Source organism: Sneathiella sp. (assembly GCF_041689005.1).
Taxonomy (GTDB): Bacteria; Pseudomonadota; Alphaproteobacteria; order Sneathiellales; family Sneathiellaceae; genus Sneathiella.
Genome location: NZ_JBDNHC010000015.1, coordinates 37,045 through 50,509 on the forward strand (window position 1 = coordinate 37,045; position 13,465 = coordinate 50,509).

The 13,465-nt window shown below is 55.7% G+C and carries 11 protein-coding genes and 1 pseudogene; 6 read left to right on the forward strand and 6 right to left on the reverse strand.

What is annotated here, in order from left to right; genetic code table 11:
* Positions 1–70 precede the first annotated feature (70 nt).
* Positions 71–403: an ATP-dependent Clp protease adapter ClpS gene (gene clpS, locus ACESNI_RS01875; protein WP_373084469.1), complete on the forward strand. Its 333-nt coding sequence runs from the start codon at positions 71–73 to the stop codon at positions 401–403.
* Entirely contained in the window at positions 403–2,769 is a 2,367-nt protein-coding gene (gene clpA / locus ACESNI_RS01880; protein WP_373084449.1) for an ATP-dependent Clp protease ATP-binding subunit ClpA, read from the forward strand. Before clpS ends, clpA begins: the two co-directional genes overlap by 1 nt.
* Before the next feature lie 80 nt (positions 2,770–2,849).
* Here clpA and ACESNI_RS01885 read toward each other — a convergent pair whose 3' ends face one another.
* The 4 genes from ACESNI_RS01885 to ACESNI_RS01900 form a co-directional block, all read right to left on the reverse strand.
* Positions 2,850–3,956, reverse strand: a complete 1,107-nt coding sequence (locus ACESNI_RS01885) for a ferritin-like domain-containing protein (protein WP_373084471.1) — start codon at positions 3,954–3,956, stop codon at positions 2,850–2,852.
* A 140-nt stretch (positions 3,957–4,096) separates the two neighbouring features.
* On the reverse strand, positions 4,097–5,251 hold the full coding sequence (locus tag ACESNI_RS01890) for a GNAT family N-acetyltransferase (protein WP_373084451.1): 1,155 nt from the start codon (positions 5,249–5,251) through the stop codon (positions 4,097–4,099).
* Positions 5,252–5,301: 50 nt separating this feature from the next.
* Complete coding sequence (locus tag ACESNI_RS01895) at positions 5,302–5,784, reverse strand: RidA family protein (protein WP_373084453.1); 483 nt, start codon at positions 5,782–5,784, stop codon at positions 5,302–5,304.
* Between the two features lie 30 nt (positions 5,785–5,814).
* Positions 5,815–7,287: an aldehyde dehydrogenase family protein gene (locus ACESNI_RS01900; protein ID WP_373084455.1), complete on the reverse strand. Its 1,473-nt coding sequence runs from the start codon at positions 7,285–7,287 to the stop codon at positions 5,815–5,817.
* A gap of 163 nt (positions 7,288–7,450) precedes the next feature.
* Here ACESNI_RS01900 and ACESNI_RS01905 point away from each other — a divergent pair, with 163 nt between their 5' ends.
* A complete protein-coding gene (locus ACESNI_RS01905) occupies positions 7,451–8,695 on the forward strand; it encodes an adenylate/guanylate cyclase domain-containing protein (RefSeq protein WP_373084457.1) in 1,245 nt (414 codons plus the stop codon).
* 45 nt (positions 8,696–8,740) lie between these two features.
* Here the strand turns inward: ACESNI_RS01905 and ACESNI_RS01910 are convergent, their stop codons facing one another.
* On the reverse strand, positions 8,741–9,442 hold the full coding sequence (locus ACESNI_RS01910) for a GGDEF domain-containing protein (protein WP_373084459.1): 702 nt from the start codon (positions 9,440–9,442) through the stop codon (positions 8,741–8,743).
* A 350-nt stretch (positions 9,443–9,792) separates the two neighbouring features.
* Between ACESNI_RS01910 and ACESNI_RS01915 the strand changes: the two genes are divergently transcribed.
* The 3 genes from ACESNI_RS01915 to ACESNI_RS01925 all read left to right on the forward strand — a co-directional run bounded on the left by ACESNI_RS01915 (position 9,793) and on the right by ACESNI_RS01925 (position 13,056).
* Positions 9,793–10,608, forward strand: a complete 816-nt coding sequence (locus tag ACESNI_RS01915; protein ID WP_373084461.1) for an EipB family protein — start codon at positions 9,793–9,795, stop codon at positions 10,606–10,608.
* A gap of 72 nt (positions 10,609–10,680) precedes the next feature.
* A complete protein-coding gene (locus tag ACESNI_RS01920) occupies positions 10,681–11,937 on the forward strand; it encodes a DUF898 family protein (protein ID WP_373084463.1) in 1,257 nt (418 codons plus the stop codon).
* Between the two features lie 3 nt (positions 11,938–11,940).
* Complete coding sequence (locus tag ACESNI_RS01925) at positions 11,941–13,056, forward strand: M48 family metallopeptidase (protein WP_373084465.1); 1,116 nt, start codon at positions 11,941–11,943, stop codon at positions 13,054–13,056.
* Positions 13,057–13,069: 13 nt separating this feature from the next.
* Here ACESNI_RS01925 and ACESNI_RS01930 read toward each other — a convergent pair.
* Positions 13,070–13,465, reverse strand: a pseudogene (locus tag ACESNI_RS01930) (DNA polymerase IV); the annotation flags it as partial.

Genomic DNA, 13,465 nt, shown 5'->3' on the forward strand with positions numbered 1-13,465 from the left:
ATAACAGGTCCGGTGCAAAAGCATTGGAATGGTCCGAATAAGGAACTTCAGGAGTGTATGGTTGAGCGAAATGAGTGGCGACGACAAAAAAGATAAAAGTGGGGGCGGAACGGGGACAGGTGTTGTCACCCAGACCAAGCCAAAAACCAAGAAACCATCGATGTGGCGTGTCCTTCTGCTCAACGATGATTATACGCCCATGGAATTTGTCGTGTATGTGTTGCAGAAATTTTTCAGTATGGATGAGCAAACGGCCGTTCAGGTAATGTTACATGTTCACCAGAAGGGAGTTGGGAACTGCGGCGTGTTTCCCTATGAGATCGCAGAAACGAAAGTGGCTCAGGTTATTGATCATGCACGGGAGAACCAACATCCCCTGCAATGTACAATGGAGAAAGAATAGTGCCAGGATTTTCCAACTCACTCGAAGAAACCCCCCATCGCGCCATGGCTCTTGCGACATCGCGGCGTCATGAGTTTGCAATGCTGGAGCATCTCCTCTTTTCCCTGACCGAGGATCAGGACGCTGCTGCGGTGATGCGCGCCTGTAATGTTGACATAGAACAGCTACGGCGGGAGCTTGATACTTTCATCGCCGACGAACTGGATGACCTGGTCATGGATGGCTTCGTAGAGGCCCGCCCGACTTTGAGTTTTCAGCGGGTCGTCCAGCGGGCGCTGATCAATGTCGAGAGTTCCGGTCGTGAGGAAGTCACAGGGGCAAATGTTCTCGTGGCGATTTTCTCGGAGCGCGAAAGCCATGCGGCCTATTTCCTGCAGAAACAGGAAATGACGCGGCTCGACGCCATCAGTTATATCAGCCACGGCGTTGCGAAATCGCCGGGCAAGGACGCGGCGCGGCCAATTCGCGGCGTTGAGGGAGAGTTCAACAAGGCGGAAAAAGAAGCAGGCCCTCACGAAGAAGAGAAGGTAGAGAACCTGGAGGCGCTGGACGCCTATTGTGTCAATCTCAATGAAAAAGCCGCTGCCGGTAAAATCGATCCGTTGATCGGCCGCGCGGATGAGGTTGACCGGACAATCCAGATCCTGTGCCGCCGGTCTAAGAACAACCCGCTTTATGTTGGCGATCCCGGAGTTGGCAAAACTGCCATTGCCGAGGGTCTCGCCCGCCGTATTGTTCATGGGGAGGTTCCCAGCGTACTCCTGCCCGCCGTCATCTATTCCCTGGATATGGGATCGCTGCTTGCGGGTACCCGCTATCGCGGTGATTTTGAGGAGCGCCTGAAAGGGGTTATCTCGGAACTCGAAGGGCTTGATAACGCAATCCTGTTCATTGACGAAATTCACACCATCGTCGGGGCCGGGGCCACCAGTGGCGGTGCCATGGATGCCTCTAACCTGCTTAAGCCAGCGCTTGCAAGTGGGGCAATTCGTTGCATCGGCTCGACCACCTACAAGGAATTCCGCAGTCATTTCGAGAAGGACCGGGCGTTGCTGCGCCGGTTCCAGAAAATTGATGTGCGCGAACCAAGCGTGGAAGACAGCATCAAGATCCTGAAGGGCCTGAAACCCTACTTTGAGAAATATCACAAGATCCGCTACACCGCCGAGGCCATTCGCTCGGCAGTGGAGCTGTCGGCCCGTTATATCAATGACCGAAAACTGCCGGACAAGGCGATTGACGTCATCGACGAAGTTGGCGCGGCGCAGATGCTGAAAGCGGAAAGCAAGCGCAAGAAAACCATCGGCGTCAAGGATGTCGAGGCCGTGGTTGCCAAGATCGCCCGCATTCCAACGAAATCCGTCTCGAAAGAGGATACGGAAAGCCTACGTAAGCTCGATGTCGAACTTGAACGGGTGGTCTTCGGGCAGAACGAGGCTATTCAGGCACTGGCCAGCTCCATCAAACTCGCCCGCGCCGGACTGCGCGAGCCCGAAAAGCCGATCGGTTCCTACCTGTTCTCGGGACCGACCGGTGTTGGCAAAACCGAGGTGGCTCGTCAGTTGGCCTCGATCATGGGGCTTAACCTGGTTCGTTTTGACATGTCCGAATATATGGAACGTCATACAGTCAGCCGCCTGATCGGCGCCCCTCCCGGCTATGTCGGGTTTGATCAGGGCGGACTGCTGACCGATGCCATTGATCAGCAACCGCATTCGGTATTGCTGCTCGATGAAATCGAGAAGGCTCATCCGGACTTGTTCAATATCCTGCTGCAGGTCATGGATCATGGCAAGCTGACCGATAATAATGGCAAGCAGGTGGATTTCCGGAATGACGTGTTGATCATGACCACGAATGCCGGTGCGCAGGAAATGACCAAGCAGGCTATCGGCTTTGGCAGCGGGGTTCGTGAAGGCGAGGATGAAGAGGCGATCAAGCGATTGTTCACCCCGGAATTCCGTAACCGTCTGGACTCGGTGATCCCCTTTGCCGCCTTGTCTCCGGAAGTTGTTTCCCGCGTTGTCGAAAAATTCGTGCTGCAGCTTGAAACGCAGCTTGAGGATCGCAATGTCACGATTTCGCTTTCCGATACCGCCGCAACTTGGCTTGCCGAGAAGGGCTATGATGCCAATTACGGGGCGCGGCCGCTGTCCCGTGTCATTCAGGACAGCATTAAGAAACCGTTGTCGGAGGAGCTGCTGTTTGGAAAGCTTGCCAAGGGCGGTCATGTGGCGATCGGGCTGAAGGCCGGCGAACTTACCTTCAAGATCGAAAGTGCGGAAGAGTTGAACCACAAGGATCAGGTCGATAAGCGCAGGAAGAAAAAAGGCTCCAGCAAGGACAAGGCGATGGCCGATAAATGATGTGATGCGTCACAGGAAAAGGCGGGATTTTGATCCCGCCTTTTTTGTTTTGTCCGCGCTGTATTTCTGGTCTCTGCGCCTTATTTCTGGCCGATAACCCGGCGGCGGCGATTGATGTCCTTCAGGAACTCGATGCCCTCATCGGCAACGGCGTACCCGATCATCTCCTCTTCCTCACCCTCCATTTCGGCCATATCGACCCAATGGGAATAAATCGGACGGGTGCGATCGGTGATGATGCCGGATTTCATCAGCGTCTTGACCAGTATCCGGAAGATATTGGTTGATTCCTTAAGGGTATTTCGCCGGTCCGTCTCGGTGAAAACCTCCCGGCAGGCATCGCGTACCCATTGCCAGTCGAGACCGAACTGCTCGTAGATCACCTGTTTTTGCCGGATATTGACGAGGTTGAATAGCACAGTTTCAAAACATTGTGCGGCCCAGTCCTCAACCCGGTTATGCTCTTCGATGCCGAGGGTCGGGATGGTTTTGTCCGCCCAGATCTTGCCGAACTTATGATGAAAGGCCTCGTCCGTCATCACTAACTGGGTCAGGCGTTTGAGTAGTGGGTCGTTGGACTTGGCGTGAAAACTGGCGAAGGCGCCCATGGCGAGACCTTCCACCAGCATCTGCATGCCGACAAGTTTCTTATACACCTCCTCCGCGTTCACCAGTTCCTGGAGCAGACCGCCAAGCGCCTCCCCGACCGGGTAGGGGCGTCCCCAGCGGGTGCTGTTATACCGGCTGAACGCGGTGACGTGGCGGGCCTCCTCGCGGGTCTGGTTCGAGGCATATTCCTGTGCGCCGGGATCGACCAGAATATGGCACAGGCCAGCGCTGAGGCTGAGCGCACCTTGTTCGCCATGGAGGATATTGGAAATACCCCAGCGCGAGGTTTCGTTGGCGAGATGGATTTTCTGGCCTTCGTCAAGCCTGTCGGCGACGGCGCTTTGTAGCTCTGCGCAGGATTCCGGCGGCATCAGATACTCGTTCTTGAGATCGAAGGGGCTTGAAAAATCCAGATAGGCGCCGTCCATCGGGTCCCAGAAGTGATCATGGGTCGCTGAGATAATCCCGTCGAAGGCGGCCGTGCGGGTCCCATAGCGGTCAACGTCCAGCATTGTCGGGAAATCGTCGCGGTTTACCGTATTGTAAATTGGATCCTGCGTAATATGTTCGGCCATGATCGTCCCTGTCCCTTTTATCGTCGGCCAATTCTTGGTGACCGGCTATTTAGTTTACCTTTACGTAAACGTCAATATATTATACGGCAAGTGCGAGGGATATTCAACTGGTGATTTCAAGAGCCGGACGGAAGGCAGGACGGTCAGTCAGACGTCTCGTGGCGAAATGGGGAATGACGGGACAGGTAGTTGATTTCGGCGTCCACCTGGCGGGTTTCGGCGTCAAGAAAATCCGCCACCGCATCATGAAAACCGGGATCCCGGAGCCAATGGGCAGAATAGGTTTTGGTTGGCAAATAGCCACGGGCGAGCTTGTGCGGACCTTGCGCGCCCGCCTCGACGCGGGCGATCCCATGGGCGATGGCGTAGTCTATCGCCCGATAGTAGCAGGTCTCGAAATGCAGGAAGCGGTGATCTTCAAGGCAGCCCCAATAGCGCCCATACAGGCATTCCCGGCTTTTCAGATTGAGAGCCCCGGCGATATAACGGCCCGCGCGCTTGACCATGAACAGCACCACGGCCTTGCCGAGGCTCTCGCCAAGCTCACTGAAGAAGGCGCGGGTAAGATAGGGGGTTCCCCATTTACGGTTGCCGGTATCGATGTAGAAGTTAAAAAAGGCATCCCAATGCGCTTCCGTGATATCGCCGCCGCTCAGGGTCTCAAACTCCAGTCCCGCATTTTGGGCGCCCTCGCGTTCCTTGCGGATGGCCTTACGCTTGCGCGAGGAGAGCTGCTCGAGGAAATCATCGAACCTGTCGTAGCCGTTATTCAGCCAGTGAAACTGCTCGCCGGTCCGCACCAGAAATCCGGCGTCGTCCATCAGTGTCTTTTCAGCGCCCGTGAGGAACGTCGCATGGACGGAGGACAGGGCGAGGTTGCTGGCGACCTGCTGCGCCCCGGCGAGCAGCATTTTCTGGCGGGCGGCCTGATGCGGTCCGTGCGGCACCAGAAGCCGGGGGCCGGTGACCGGCGAGAACGGCACGGAGAGCTGCAATTTCGGATAATATTTGCCGCCGGCCCGCTCATAGGCATGGGCCCAGCTGTGATCGAAAACATACTCGCCTTGACTATGGCCTTTCACATACATCGGCGCGACGCCCGCAATCTTTCCGTCGATTTCGAGCAGAAGGTGGTACGGCATCCAGCCGCTTTCTGCCGTGGCGGATCCGCTCACTTCCAGCGCTTTCAGAAATTGATGGGTGACGAAAGGGTGATCTGTTTCCAGACAGGCGTTCCAGTCGACCTCGGCAATATCCGAGATCGACTGGATCGTTTTAATCAACGGGCTATCAGGCATTACGCGAAAGCATTCCTTTGGGATCGTCGCTCCTGCACGGAGACTACCCTTTATATCTGTGACCCGGAGGAGATTTCAAATACGGCATCGATTTCAACAGCGACATTGAGCGGCAGCGCATTGGTACCGACGGCAAACCGGGCATGACGGCCCTTGGCCTCGAACACATCGACCATCAGGTCCGAGGCGCCGTTGATGACCTTGGGCTGGTCGCCGAAGCCGTCAATGCAATTCACGAACCCGCCGAGTTTCACGCAGCGGACGACGCGGTCAAGATCGCCGCCGCAGGCCGCCTTGACCTGGGCAATGATATTGAGCGCGCAGACGCGGGCGCAGTCGATCCCTTCCTCGGTGGTGAAGTCGGTCCCAACTTTTCCCTGATAGGTGATCTTGCCGTCAACGAACGGGACCTGCCCGGAAATGAAGACAAGGTTCCCGGTAACGACGTAGGGGACGTAGTTCGCCGCCGGTGCCGCCGCGGCGGGAACGTCAATTCCGAGTTCCGCGAGGCGCGCCTCAATTTTGCCTGCCATGATTTTTCTATCCTCTGTTCCGGTTAAATGTCATCCGCCGGGACGGCCACCGCCGCCACCCGTGATCCTGATCCCGACATTTTTTGTCTGGACATAATTATGAAGGGCCTCCTGACCTTTTTCACGGCCATAGCCCGATCTTTTCATACCACCGAAGGGGGTTTCAATACCACCGGCAAACCATTCGTTGACGAAAACCTGACCGGCGACGAGCCGGTCGGCGGCCCAATGGGCGGTGGCCAGATCCTTCGTGTAGACCCCGGCACAGAGGCCGTAGTCTGTGCCGTTGGCGAGGGCGATGGCCTCTTCCGGGTCGGAATAGGTGAGCACCGCAAGAACGGGTCCGAAAACCTCCTCGCGGGCGATGGACATGTCCGGCGTGACGTCGTTGAAAATCGTTGCGTCGATGAAATGGCCGGCGAGGTTCTCGCGTTTGCGCCCGCCGGTGACTGCGGTGGCACCCGCCTGAACCGCAGCAAGGCACATCCCTTCGATCTTGTCGGCTTGCGCCGCGGAAATCACCGGGGTCAGGTCATGGCCGTCGATGCCGGGGCCAACGGATAGGGATTTCGCTTTCGCCGCCAGCTTGTCAATGACCTCATTATGTAGGCGTTCGGGCACGATCAGCCGCGATTGCGCCGAGCAGATCTGGCCCGCATGGCTGAAAATACCGCTGGCGGTAGAATTGACCGCCTGATCGATATCGGCATCCTCGAACAAAACCCCTGCGGATTTGCCGCCGAGTTCCATGACGCAGGGGATCACCCGGTCGGCGGCGGCGCGGAGGATTGATTGCCCCGTGGCAACTGAACCAGTAAAGACAATATGATCGATGTCGGGATGAGTGACGAGCGCTGCGCCACAGTCATGGCCATAGCCACAGAGAATATTGACGGCGCCTGCAGGGACTCCTGCCCGGTGGCAGGCCTCGGCAATATAATAGGTGGACAGCGGCGACAGCTCCGGCGATTTCAGGACAAGCGTATTGGCGGTGGCAAGAGCGCAGGCAACGGAGCGGGCGGCGATCTGCAAGGGAAAGTTCCACGGCACAATCTGGGCCGAGACGCCATACGGGGTCGGAATGGTATAGTCTATATAGTCGGCACCTAGCGGGATCATCCGGCCTTCAAGCTTGTCGGCAAGCCCGCCGTAATAGGTGAAATACCGGGCCGCTGCCAGCGCCTCGTTCTTGCCACCCGCAAGGGTTTTGCCGTTATCAAGACATTCAGTGAGGGCGATATCGTTGGCCATCTCCGTCAGATGCCGGGCAACCTCGAACATCAACTGCCCGCGGTTGGTTGGCCGCATGTCATAGAGAACCCGACTGTTGAAGCAGGCCCGGGCGGCGGTCACGGCGCTGTCGACATCCTGTGATGTGGCGCGGGCGACCTCGGCGATAATCGCGCCTTCGGCAGGGTTCTCAATGTCGATCCGTCCGCCCTCAAGGGCATCAACCCAGTTCCCATTGATATAATTCTGCCAGTATTTCTTTACCTTGGTCATCGGGGAGATACCTCAATTTGTGGTCTTGTGCGGCTTTTATCACGGTCCGGAAACGAGCGCCCGCAAGGGGCCGTGATTAGTTTTGCCATTTCACCTTAATAGCTGATAAAATATGCCTATATGAAGAGCGGTCAAATTATTTCTGTCAGATGGGCGAATGGGCGTGGATATTACAACAACCGATAATCGCTGCGGACAATTTCTGGCAGAGAATCCGGAGGAGGAATTATTCTCCTGGCTGATTGATGCCGGAATGACCGGCACGACGGTCCGCGACCTATTCACGGCCTTCTGCGAGCGGCTGGCGGAACTTGATGTGACATTGAAACGCGGGAACATTGCGCTCAGCGCCATCCACCCGCAGGTCAGCGCCTTCATGTATACTTGGCGCCGCGGCGAGGGTCTGGTTACCAACACGAATTTTCTCCACTCGGATGTGCCGGGCGAGGGGTGGTTCTCCAGTCCTTTCTTCTTCATGCTGAGCAACAAGATCAGTTTTCTTCACCGCCCGCTCGAAAAGCTGGAGACATTGGATTTCCCGATTCTCGTAGAATTCCGTGCCGAGAACATGACCGACTGGTTCTGCCAGATATTTGATTTTGGCTGGGGTTTTGAAAACCAGAGGATGGAGCATAGTGCCGGACTGATTACCAGTTGGGCGTCCGACCGTCCCGGCGGCTTCACCGACCGTGAATTCAAGATCTTGAGCCGGGCAATTCCGTTGTTCGGGCTCGCCGCCAAAAGCATTGCCTCCTTCCGGACGGCGCGAACCGTCCTTGAAACCTATATCGGCAAGGAGACCGCGCGAAAGGTGCTGTCCGGGCAAGTGCTGAGAGGGTCGGTGGACAGTATAAATGCGGTCCTTGTTTATGCAGATTTACGGGGCTTCACCCGGCTGTCCGATAGTTTGCACCAGGGCGATCTCGTCGAGATGCTCGATCAGTATCTTGACCAGATGGCAAGCCCGATCGAGCGGGCGGGCGGGGAGATCCTGAAATTTATGGGCGATGGCATGCTCGCGACTTTCGAACTCACCAATGGTAACACCCGTGAACTTTGCGAATTGGCGCTGGATACGGCGGATGAAATGAAAGCCGGGGTTGAGGCGCTGAACCGGCAACGCGAGGAAGCAGGCCAGCCCACTATGAGCCTCGATATCGCGCTGCATATCGGCGAGGTCATGTATGGGAATGTCGGGTCCGAAACCCGTCTCGATTTCACAGTGATAGGCCCCGCCGTCAATGAGGTCAGCCGCATAGAGGCGCTCTGCGATATTTTGGATACGGACCTGATTGCGTCCGGCGACCTGATGAAGGCGGCGCCGCACTGCGCGTCGCGGCTGCAATCCTGTGGATTTCATGAACTGCGGGGCGTCAGCGCCCCGCTTGAGTTATTCTGCAGGCGGTAAGGGCAGGGAAGACGGTGCCGGTCTCAGGACCGGCGTGAAAGGCCGTCAGCGTTTTTTCGCGCGCTTGTTTTTATACATGGCAAGGTCAGCGGACCGCATAAGCTGGCCATAATTGCTGTCGCCATTATAGGCAATAATGCCCATGCTGGCCTTTAACGGAAGCTCACGATCGCGCAGGGTAAGTGTTGTAGAATCGGCGATCTTCTGGATAGTGAGGGCGCGCTTGCGGCCATCTTCCTCCGACGTATGGATCAGAACGAAAACAAACTCATCACCGCCGACACGAGCGACAAAATCGGACTCGCGCAGGTTTGACTTGATGGTTTCGGCAAATGTCTTTAACGCGAGGTCGCCGGTGTTATGGCCATAAGTATCGTTGATCTGCTTGAAATTATCGAGATCCAGAAAGGCAAGGACGCCCTTTTCCTCATGCCGCCTGGCAAGAGAAAGGGCCCGCGTCATAAAATCATGCAATCCGCGCCGGTTGTGCAGTCCCGTCAATTCATCCGTCGAGGACAGCGCCTCAAGTTCGCAAATGCGCGCCTGTTGTTCGCTGATATGCTGTTCGGCGCTGGCGGCATAGGCCAAGACCCGGTTTATCAGCTCCCAGTGAATGCTGGGCGTTTCCGGGCGATGACTGTCCTTCAGCTTTCCGGCAAGGTCTTCCAGATGGGAATTTATATCCTGATCAAGCCCGATCGGAATGCCCGCCGCGGCCGTTGGTAATGTGAACATCGATGACGACATAATACTATCTCCTTATCGTCCTGTCGGCCCAATTCGGCAGCTATGCCAGAGAAACTTTATTCAGACAGATACGATTACAAAAAACATTAACGCAAACTTTGTGCCAAAAATTATTTATAAAAAAATCGTTATAAAACAATGGGGTAAGGCTGAATATTCATAAATGAGCAGACTGTTTGAACGCTGTTCCCGGCAGATTATTCCCGTATGGTAGAAATAATTTCTATATCCGGGCGACTTATTGCATTCTAATTCAAAGATATAGCTTCACAGGGACGGGCATCGACCTATATTCAGGGAGGGTACGGCTGTAGAGGTATTCAGCTTTTTTATTTTATTGAGATGGTTTTATGGTCATATTTGGGAAATTAACGCGTGCGCTTGTTTTAGGTTTTTGTGTCACGGCAGGGGTGCCGGGGGGTGCGTTTGCGGCCCCGTTGCAGCTTGCCTCCCATCAAGCCGTCTATGATCTGAAACTAGAAAGCCTGTCCGAAACAGGTGGCCTTGAGGATGTACGCGGCCGGATCGTCCTGAAAATAGAGCAGCATTGCGACGGTCTGATCGTCAATCAGCGCATGGTGCTTGAATTAGTCAATGTCCAAGGGGGCACGGTCATTTCTGACTATGTGCAGTCGACATGGGAAGATAATTCCGGGAAAACAATGCGCTTTGATATGTCGAATATGCTCAACGGCAAGACCGTCGAGAAGTATCGCGGCGTGGCAAAGCATGAGAAAGACAAGACAACGGTCACTTTTTCCGAACCCGATAAGGAAGAGATGGATCTTCCGGCCAGTGTTATCTTTCCCGGCGAGCATACCCGGGAATTGCTAGCCGCTGCTACCAAGGGCAAAAGCCTGCTGTCCACCAAGATTTTTGACGGCAACGGTGACAACGGGCTATCCGATACATTGGCGGTGATTGGCAAGGAAAAGACATTTGCCGATCCGGCGAAAGTGACAGAGAAGCTCGACGGCCTTAAATACTGGCCGTTGCAAATTTCCTTCTTTGATCTCCGCGAGCGGCAAACCGAGCCCGATTACGAGATCGTCATGAAAATGTTTGAAAATGGCGTCGCCTCGGATTTACTTCTAAAATACCAGGATTTTACCCTGAGCGGAAAAATGAAGGAACTGAAGTTTTTCAACACTGAGAAATGTTCCTGATATCCTGTTCCTCCACGTTAAGAAAACCGTAATAGGACAGGAAGTATGCTCAACGTCTGAAGGGGGAAGACGATGACATCATCAGACACCGGATCCTTGGCGGGCGTGGACCAGAAGGCCGTTGCCGTCAGCACGACAGGCGGGGCAGGGGCCTCCCAGATAACATTTGCCGTCTCTCGCAAGCATCTGCTGATCCGGCTGATCAAGAACAAGATATTTGGGATACTTACCTTCGGCATTTACCGATTCTGGGGAAAAACCCATGTGCGGCGCCTTTTGTGGCAGGGAACCGTCATCGAAAACGACCGTCTGGAATATACAGGAACGGCAAAGGAGCTTTTTCTCGGCTTCCTCGTGGCGATGATAATTTTGTTGCCATTGATGTTGGTGGTGAGTCTGGCGGTTAAGTTACTGACAGTGTCGGGTCCGGCCTCGGGCCTGATCAGTCAGGTGGCCAATTTCGCCTTTCTCTACATGTTCTGGCAGTTTGCCCGGTATCGGTTATGGCGCTACCGGCTTTCCCGCACTTCCTGGCGGGGCATCCGCTTTTATCTTTCCGGCAGTGCGATGGCCTACGCGGGACAAGTGCTCCTCTGGACGGTTCTTTCCATCGTGACCCTCGGCTGGGCCTATCCGTGGCTGCGTGCGTTCAGGCTTAACTATCAGTTAAATAATACCCATTTCGGTGATGGCCGCTTTACCTATCAGGGGACCGTCGGCGGTCTCTTTCGCATCTACTGGCCGGCGATCCTGATCGCGCAGCTCAGTATCGTGGCGGTTGCCATGTACATATACCAAACCGATGCGATCTCGCTGTCATTCTCCGGGCTCGCCGTCAGCAAGAGCAAATTGACGGGCGGAGATCATGCCATCCTGATCCTTGGTCTGGGCGGCCTGTTCCTCTTTCTGATGTTATCGATCCTGTCGTTTGCCGTCCGGGTCTGGGAGTTCAGGTACCTTGCCGGGGTGACGCATTTTCTTGGTGCCGCTTTCTCCTCCCGGCTGACCATCCGCTCGGTTTTGTCAGTCTTTCTGCTGTTGCTGTTTATGGGATTTGTTGCCTATCTCGGCTTTGCCCTTCTGGTCATTACGGTGATAAAATTTCAGACATCGGCGACCGCCTTTGTGCTGGTCCTGGCCCTTTTTGTAGCCTATCTTGGCTTTGACATTCTCAAGACGTTATACTTGATCGTCCCGCTGGTTAGCGCGATTTGCCGCTCGTTGCATATATATAATGTTGAAATATTCGAGGAGACGGCGGCGAGCTCCGAAAAAGCGCCCCGATATGGCGAGGGATTTGCCGATGCGCTGGACGTCGGGGCCTTTTAACGGATGATCACCCCTGCTCGGCTTTTTGATGGAAAGACGGCAAGGGCACAGGATGTCACCCTGAAACTTGGGGGCTCTGTGCTTAAGCTGACGGGTGAGACGGATGCGCTGCTTGGAGAATGGCCGCTTCACCATCTCCGCGATGAAAATGCCGCACCAAACCGCAACGGCATTCGTCTTTCAGTTGCCCCCGATGATCCGGCGCGGATTGAAATTGATGACGCCGGGTTTGTTGAGGAATTGCGGCGGCTCTGTCCCCACCTTCGCAAAAAAAGACCGGCCGAGGCGGGCTGGTGGAAGCCGTATCTTTATTGGGGCGGCGGGGCGGTGTTGTCCGTCGTGATCATTTTCACGGTGGTCCTGCCCTTGCTGGCAACGCAAATTGCCTATCTGATTCCTGAAAAATCCCGGGCTGAAGTCGGCCTGCAGGCGGAAAGAGTGTTTATTAAGGCCATCGCTAAACGGCAAAATGTATCGCCGGCGGCGGCGGTTTGCCGGAATGAGGCCGGGGAGCAGGCATTACAGACACTTGTCGCCACTCTTGGCGCCGGGGCGGGCGGTGATACGCCGGTCAAGGATGTCACGGTTATCAGAACGCCTTCAGCGAACGCCTTTGCGCTGCCGGGGGGGCATCTGCTGGTTTTTTCCGGCCTGATCGATCTTGCCGATGACCCAAACAGCCTCGCCGGTGTCCTCGCCCATGAAATCGGTCATGCAGAATTCCTTCACCCGACTCGTTTGTTCGTTGCCAATGCAGGGATTGCCACTGTCTTCAGCCTGTTGCTCGGCGATGTGACCGGGGGCGCTTTTCTGGCGACAATGGGGCAGTTGACCGTTGGATCAGCCTATACCCGCGACTTTGAGCGGGACGCGGATCGGGCAGGGGTGAGGCTCATGCAGGCCGCAAATTTTGATATTTCGCCGATGATTCCGATGATGAAAAAGCTTGCGGCCAAGGCCAACTCCAGCAAGTCCAAATCCTCCGGCTCCGGATTTTCCTTTTTTCAAAGCCATCCGGGTCTGGCGGAACGGCTTGCTCTGCTGGACGCGGCGGGCAGCTCGGGGGGACTGGCGATGACGGCAGAGGGCTGGGCGGCACTCAAATCCATCTGCAAGTAAGGGCCGGGGATGATCATCTCTTGCCGTTGAGGCTGCGACCCTTGCCGATAACGGCATCGCCGAATTTCGCCCGTAACCGGTCGATCGCTGTTTCCACATCCTTGTCATGGCCCGTCTTTTCCGACAGTAAGTCCAGCCTGTCAGCATCTTCCAACACGCCAAAGCCGCTGACCCCGACGCCGAGCAGGCGGAAATTATGGCTGGGGGCCGCCTTTTCGAGGAGCGGCTTGACCTCGCGGTAAAGTGTCTCCGCCAGTTGGGTCGGCTGAGCGAGCGTATGGCTGCGGGTGATGCCCTTGAAACCTCCTGTTTTTAGCTTCAGCGTAATGGCTTTTCCCGCCATGCCGTAGGCCTTGAGCCGCTTTGATACTTTTTCGCACAGCGGCCAAAGCCGGGCGACCAGCACATC

Bases quoted from the DNA above. Each gene is read 5' to 3' on its own strand.
- ACESNI_RS01925 (WP_373084465.1), top strand. From the start codon at position 11,941: ATGATCACCCCTGCTCGGCTTTTTGATGGAAAGACGGCAAGGGCACAG.
- ACESNI_RS01900 (WP_373084455.1), bottom strand. From the start codon at position 7,287: ATGACCAAGGTAAAGAAATACTGGCAGAATTATATCAATGGGAACTGG.
- ACESNI_RS01895 (WP_373084453.1), bottom strand. From the start codon at position 5,784: ATGGCAGGCAAAATTGAGGCGCGCCTCGCGGAACTCGGAATTGACGTT.
- ACESNI_RS01890 (WP_373084451.1), bottom strand. From the start codon at position 5,251: ATGCCTGATAGCCCGTTGATTAAAACGATCCAGTCGATCTCGGATATT.
- ACESNI_RS01920 (WP_373084463.1), top strand. From the start codon at position 10,681: ATGACATCATCAGACACCGGATCCTTGGCGGGCGTGGACCAGAAGGCC.
- clpS (WP_373084469.1), top strand. From the start codon at position 71: ATGAGTGGCGACGACAAAAAAGATAAAAGTGGGGGCGGAACGGGGACA.
- ACESNI_RS01910 (WP_373084459.1), bottom strand. From the start codon at position 9,442: ATGTCGTCATCGATGTTCACATTACCAACGGCCGCGGCGGGCATTCCG.
- ACESNI_RS01915 (WP_373084461.1), top strand. From the start codon at position 9,793: ATGGTCATATTTGGGAAATTAACGCGTGCGCTTGTTTTAGGTTTTTGT.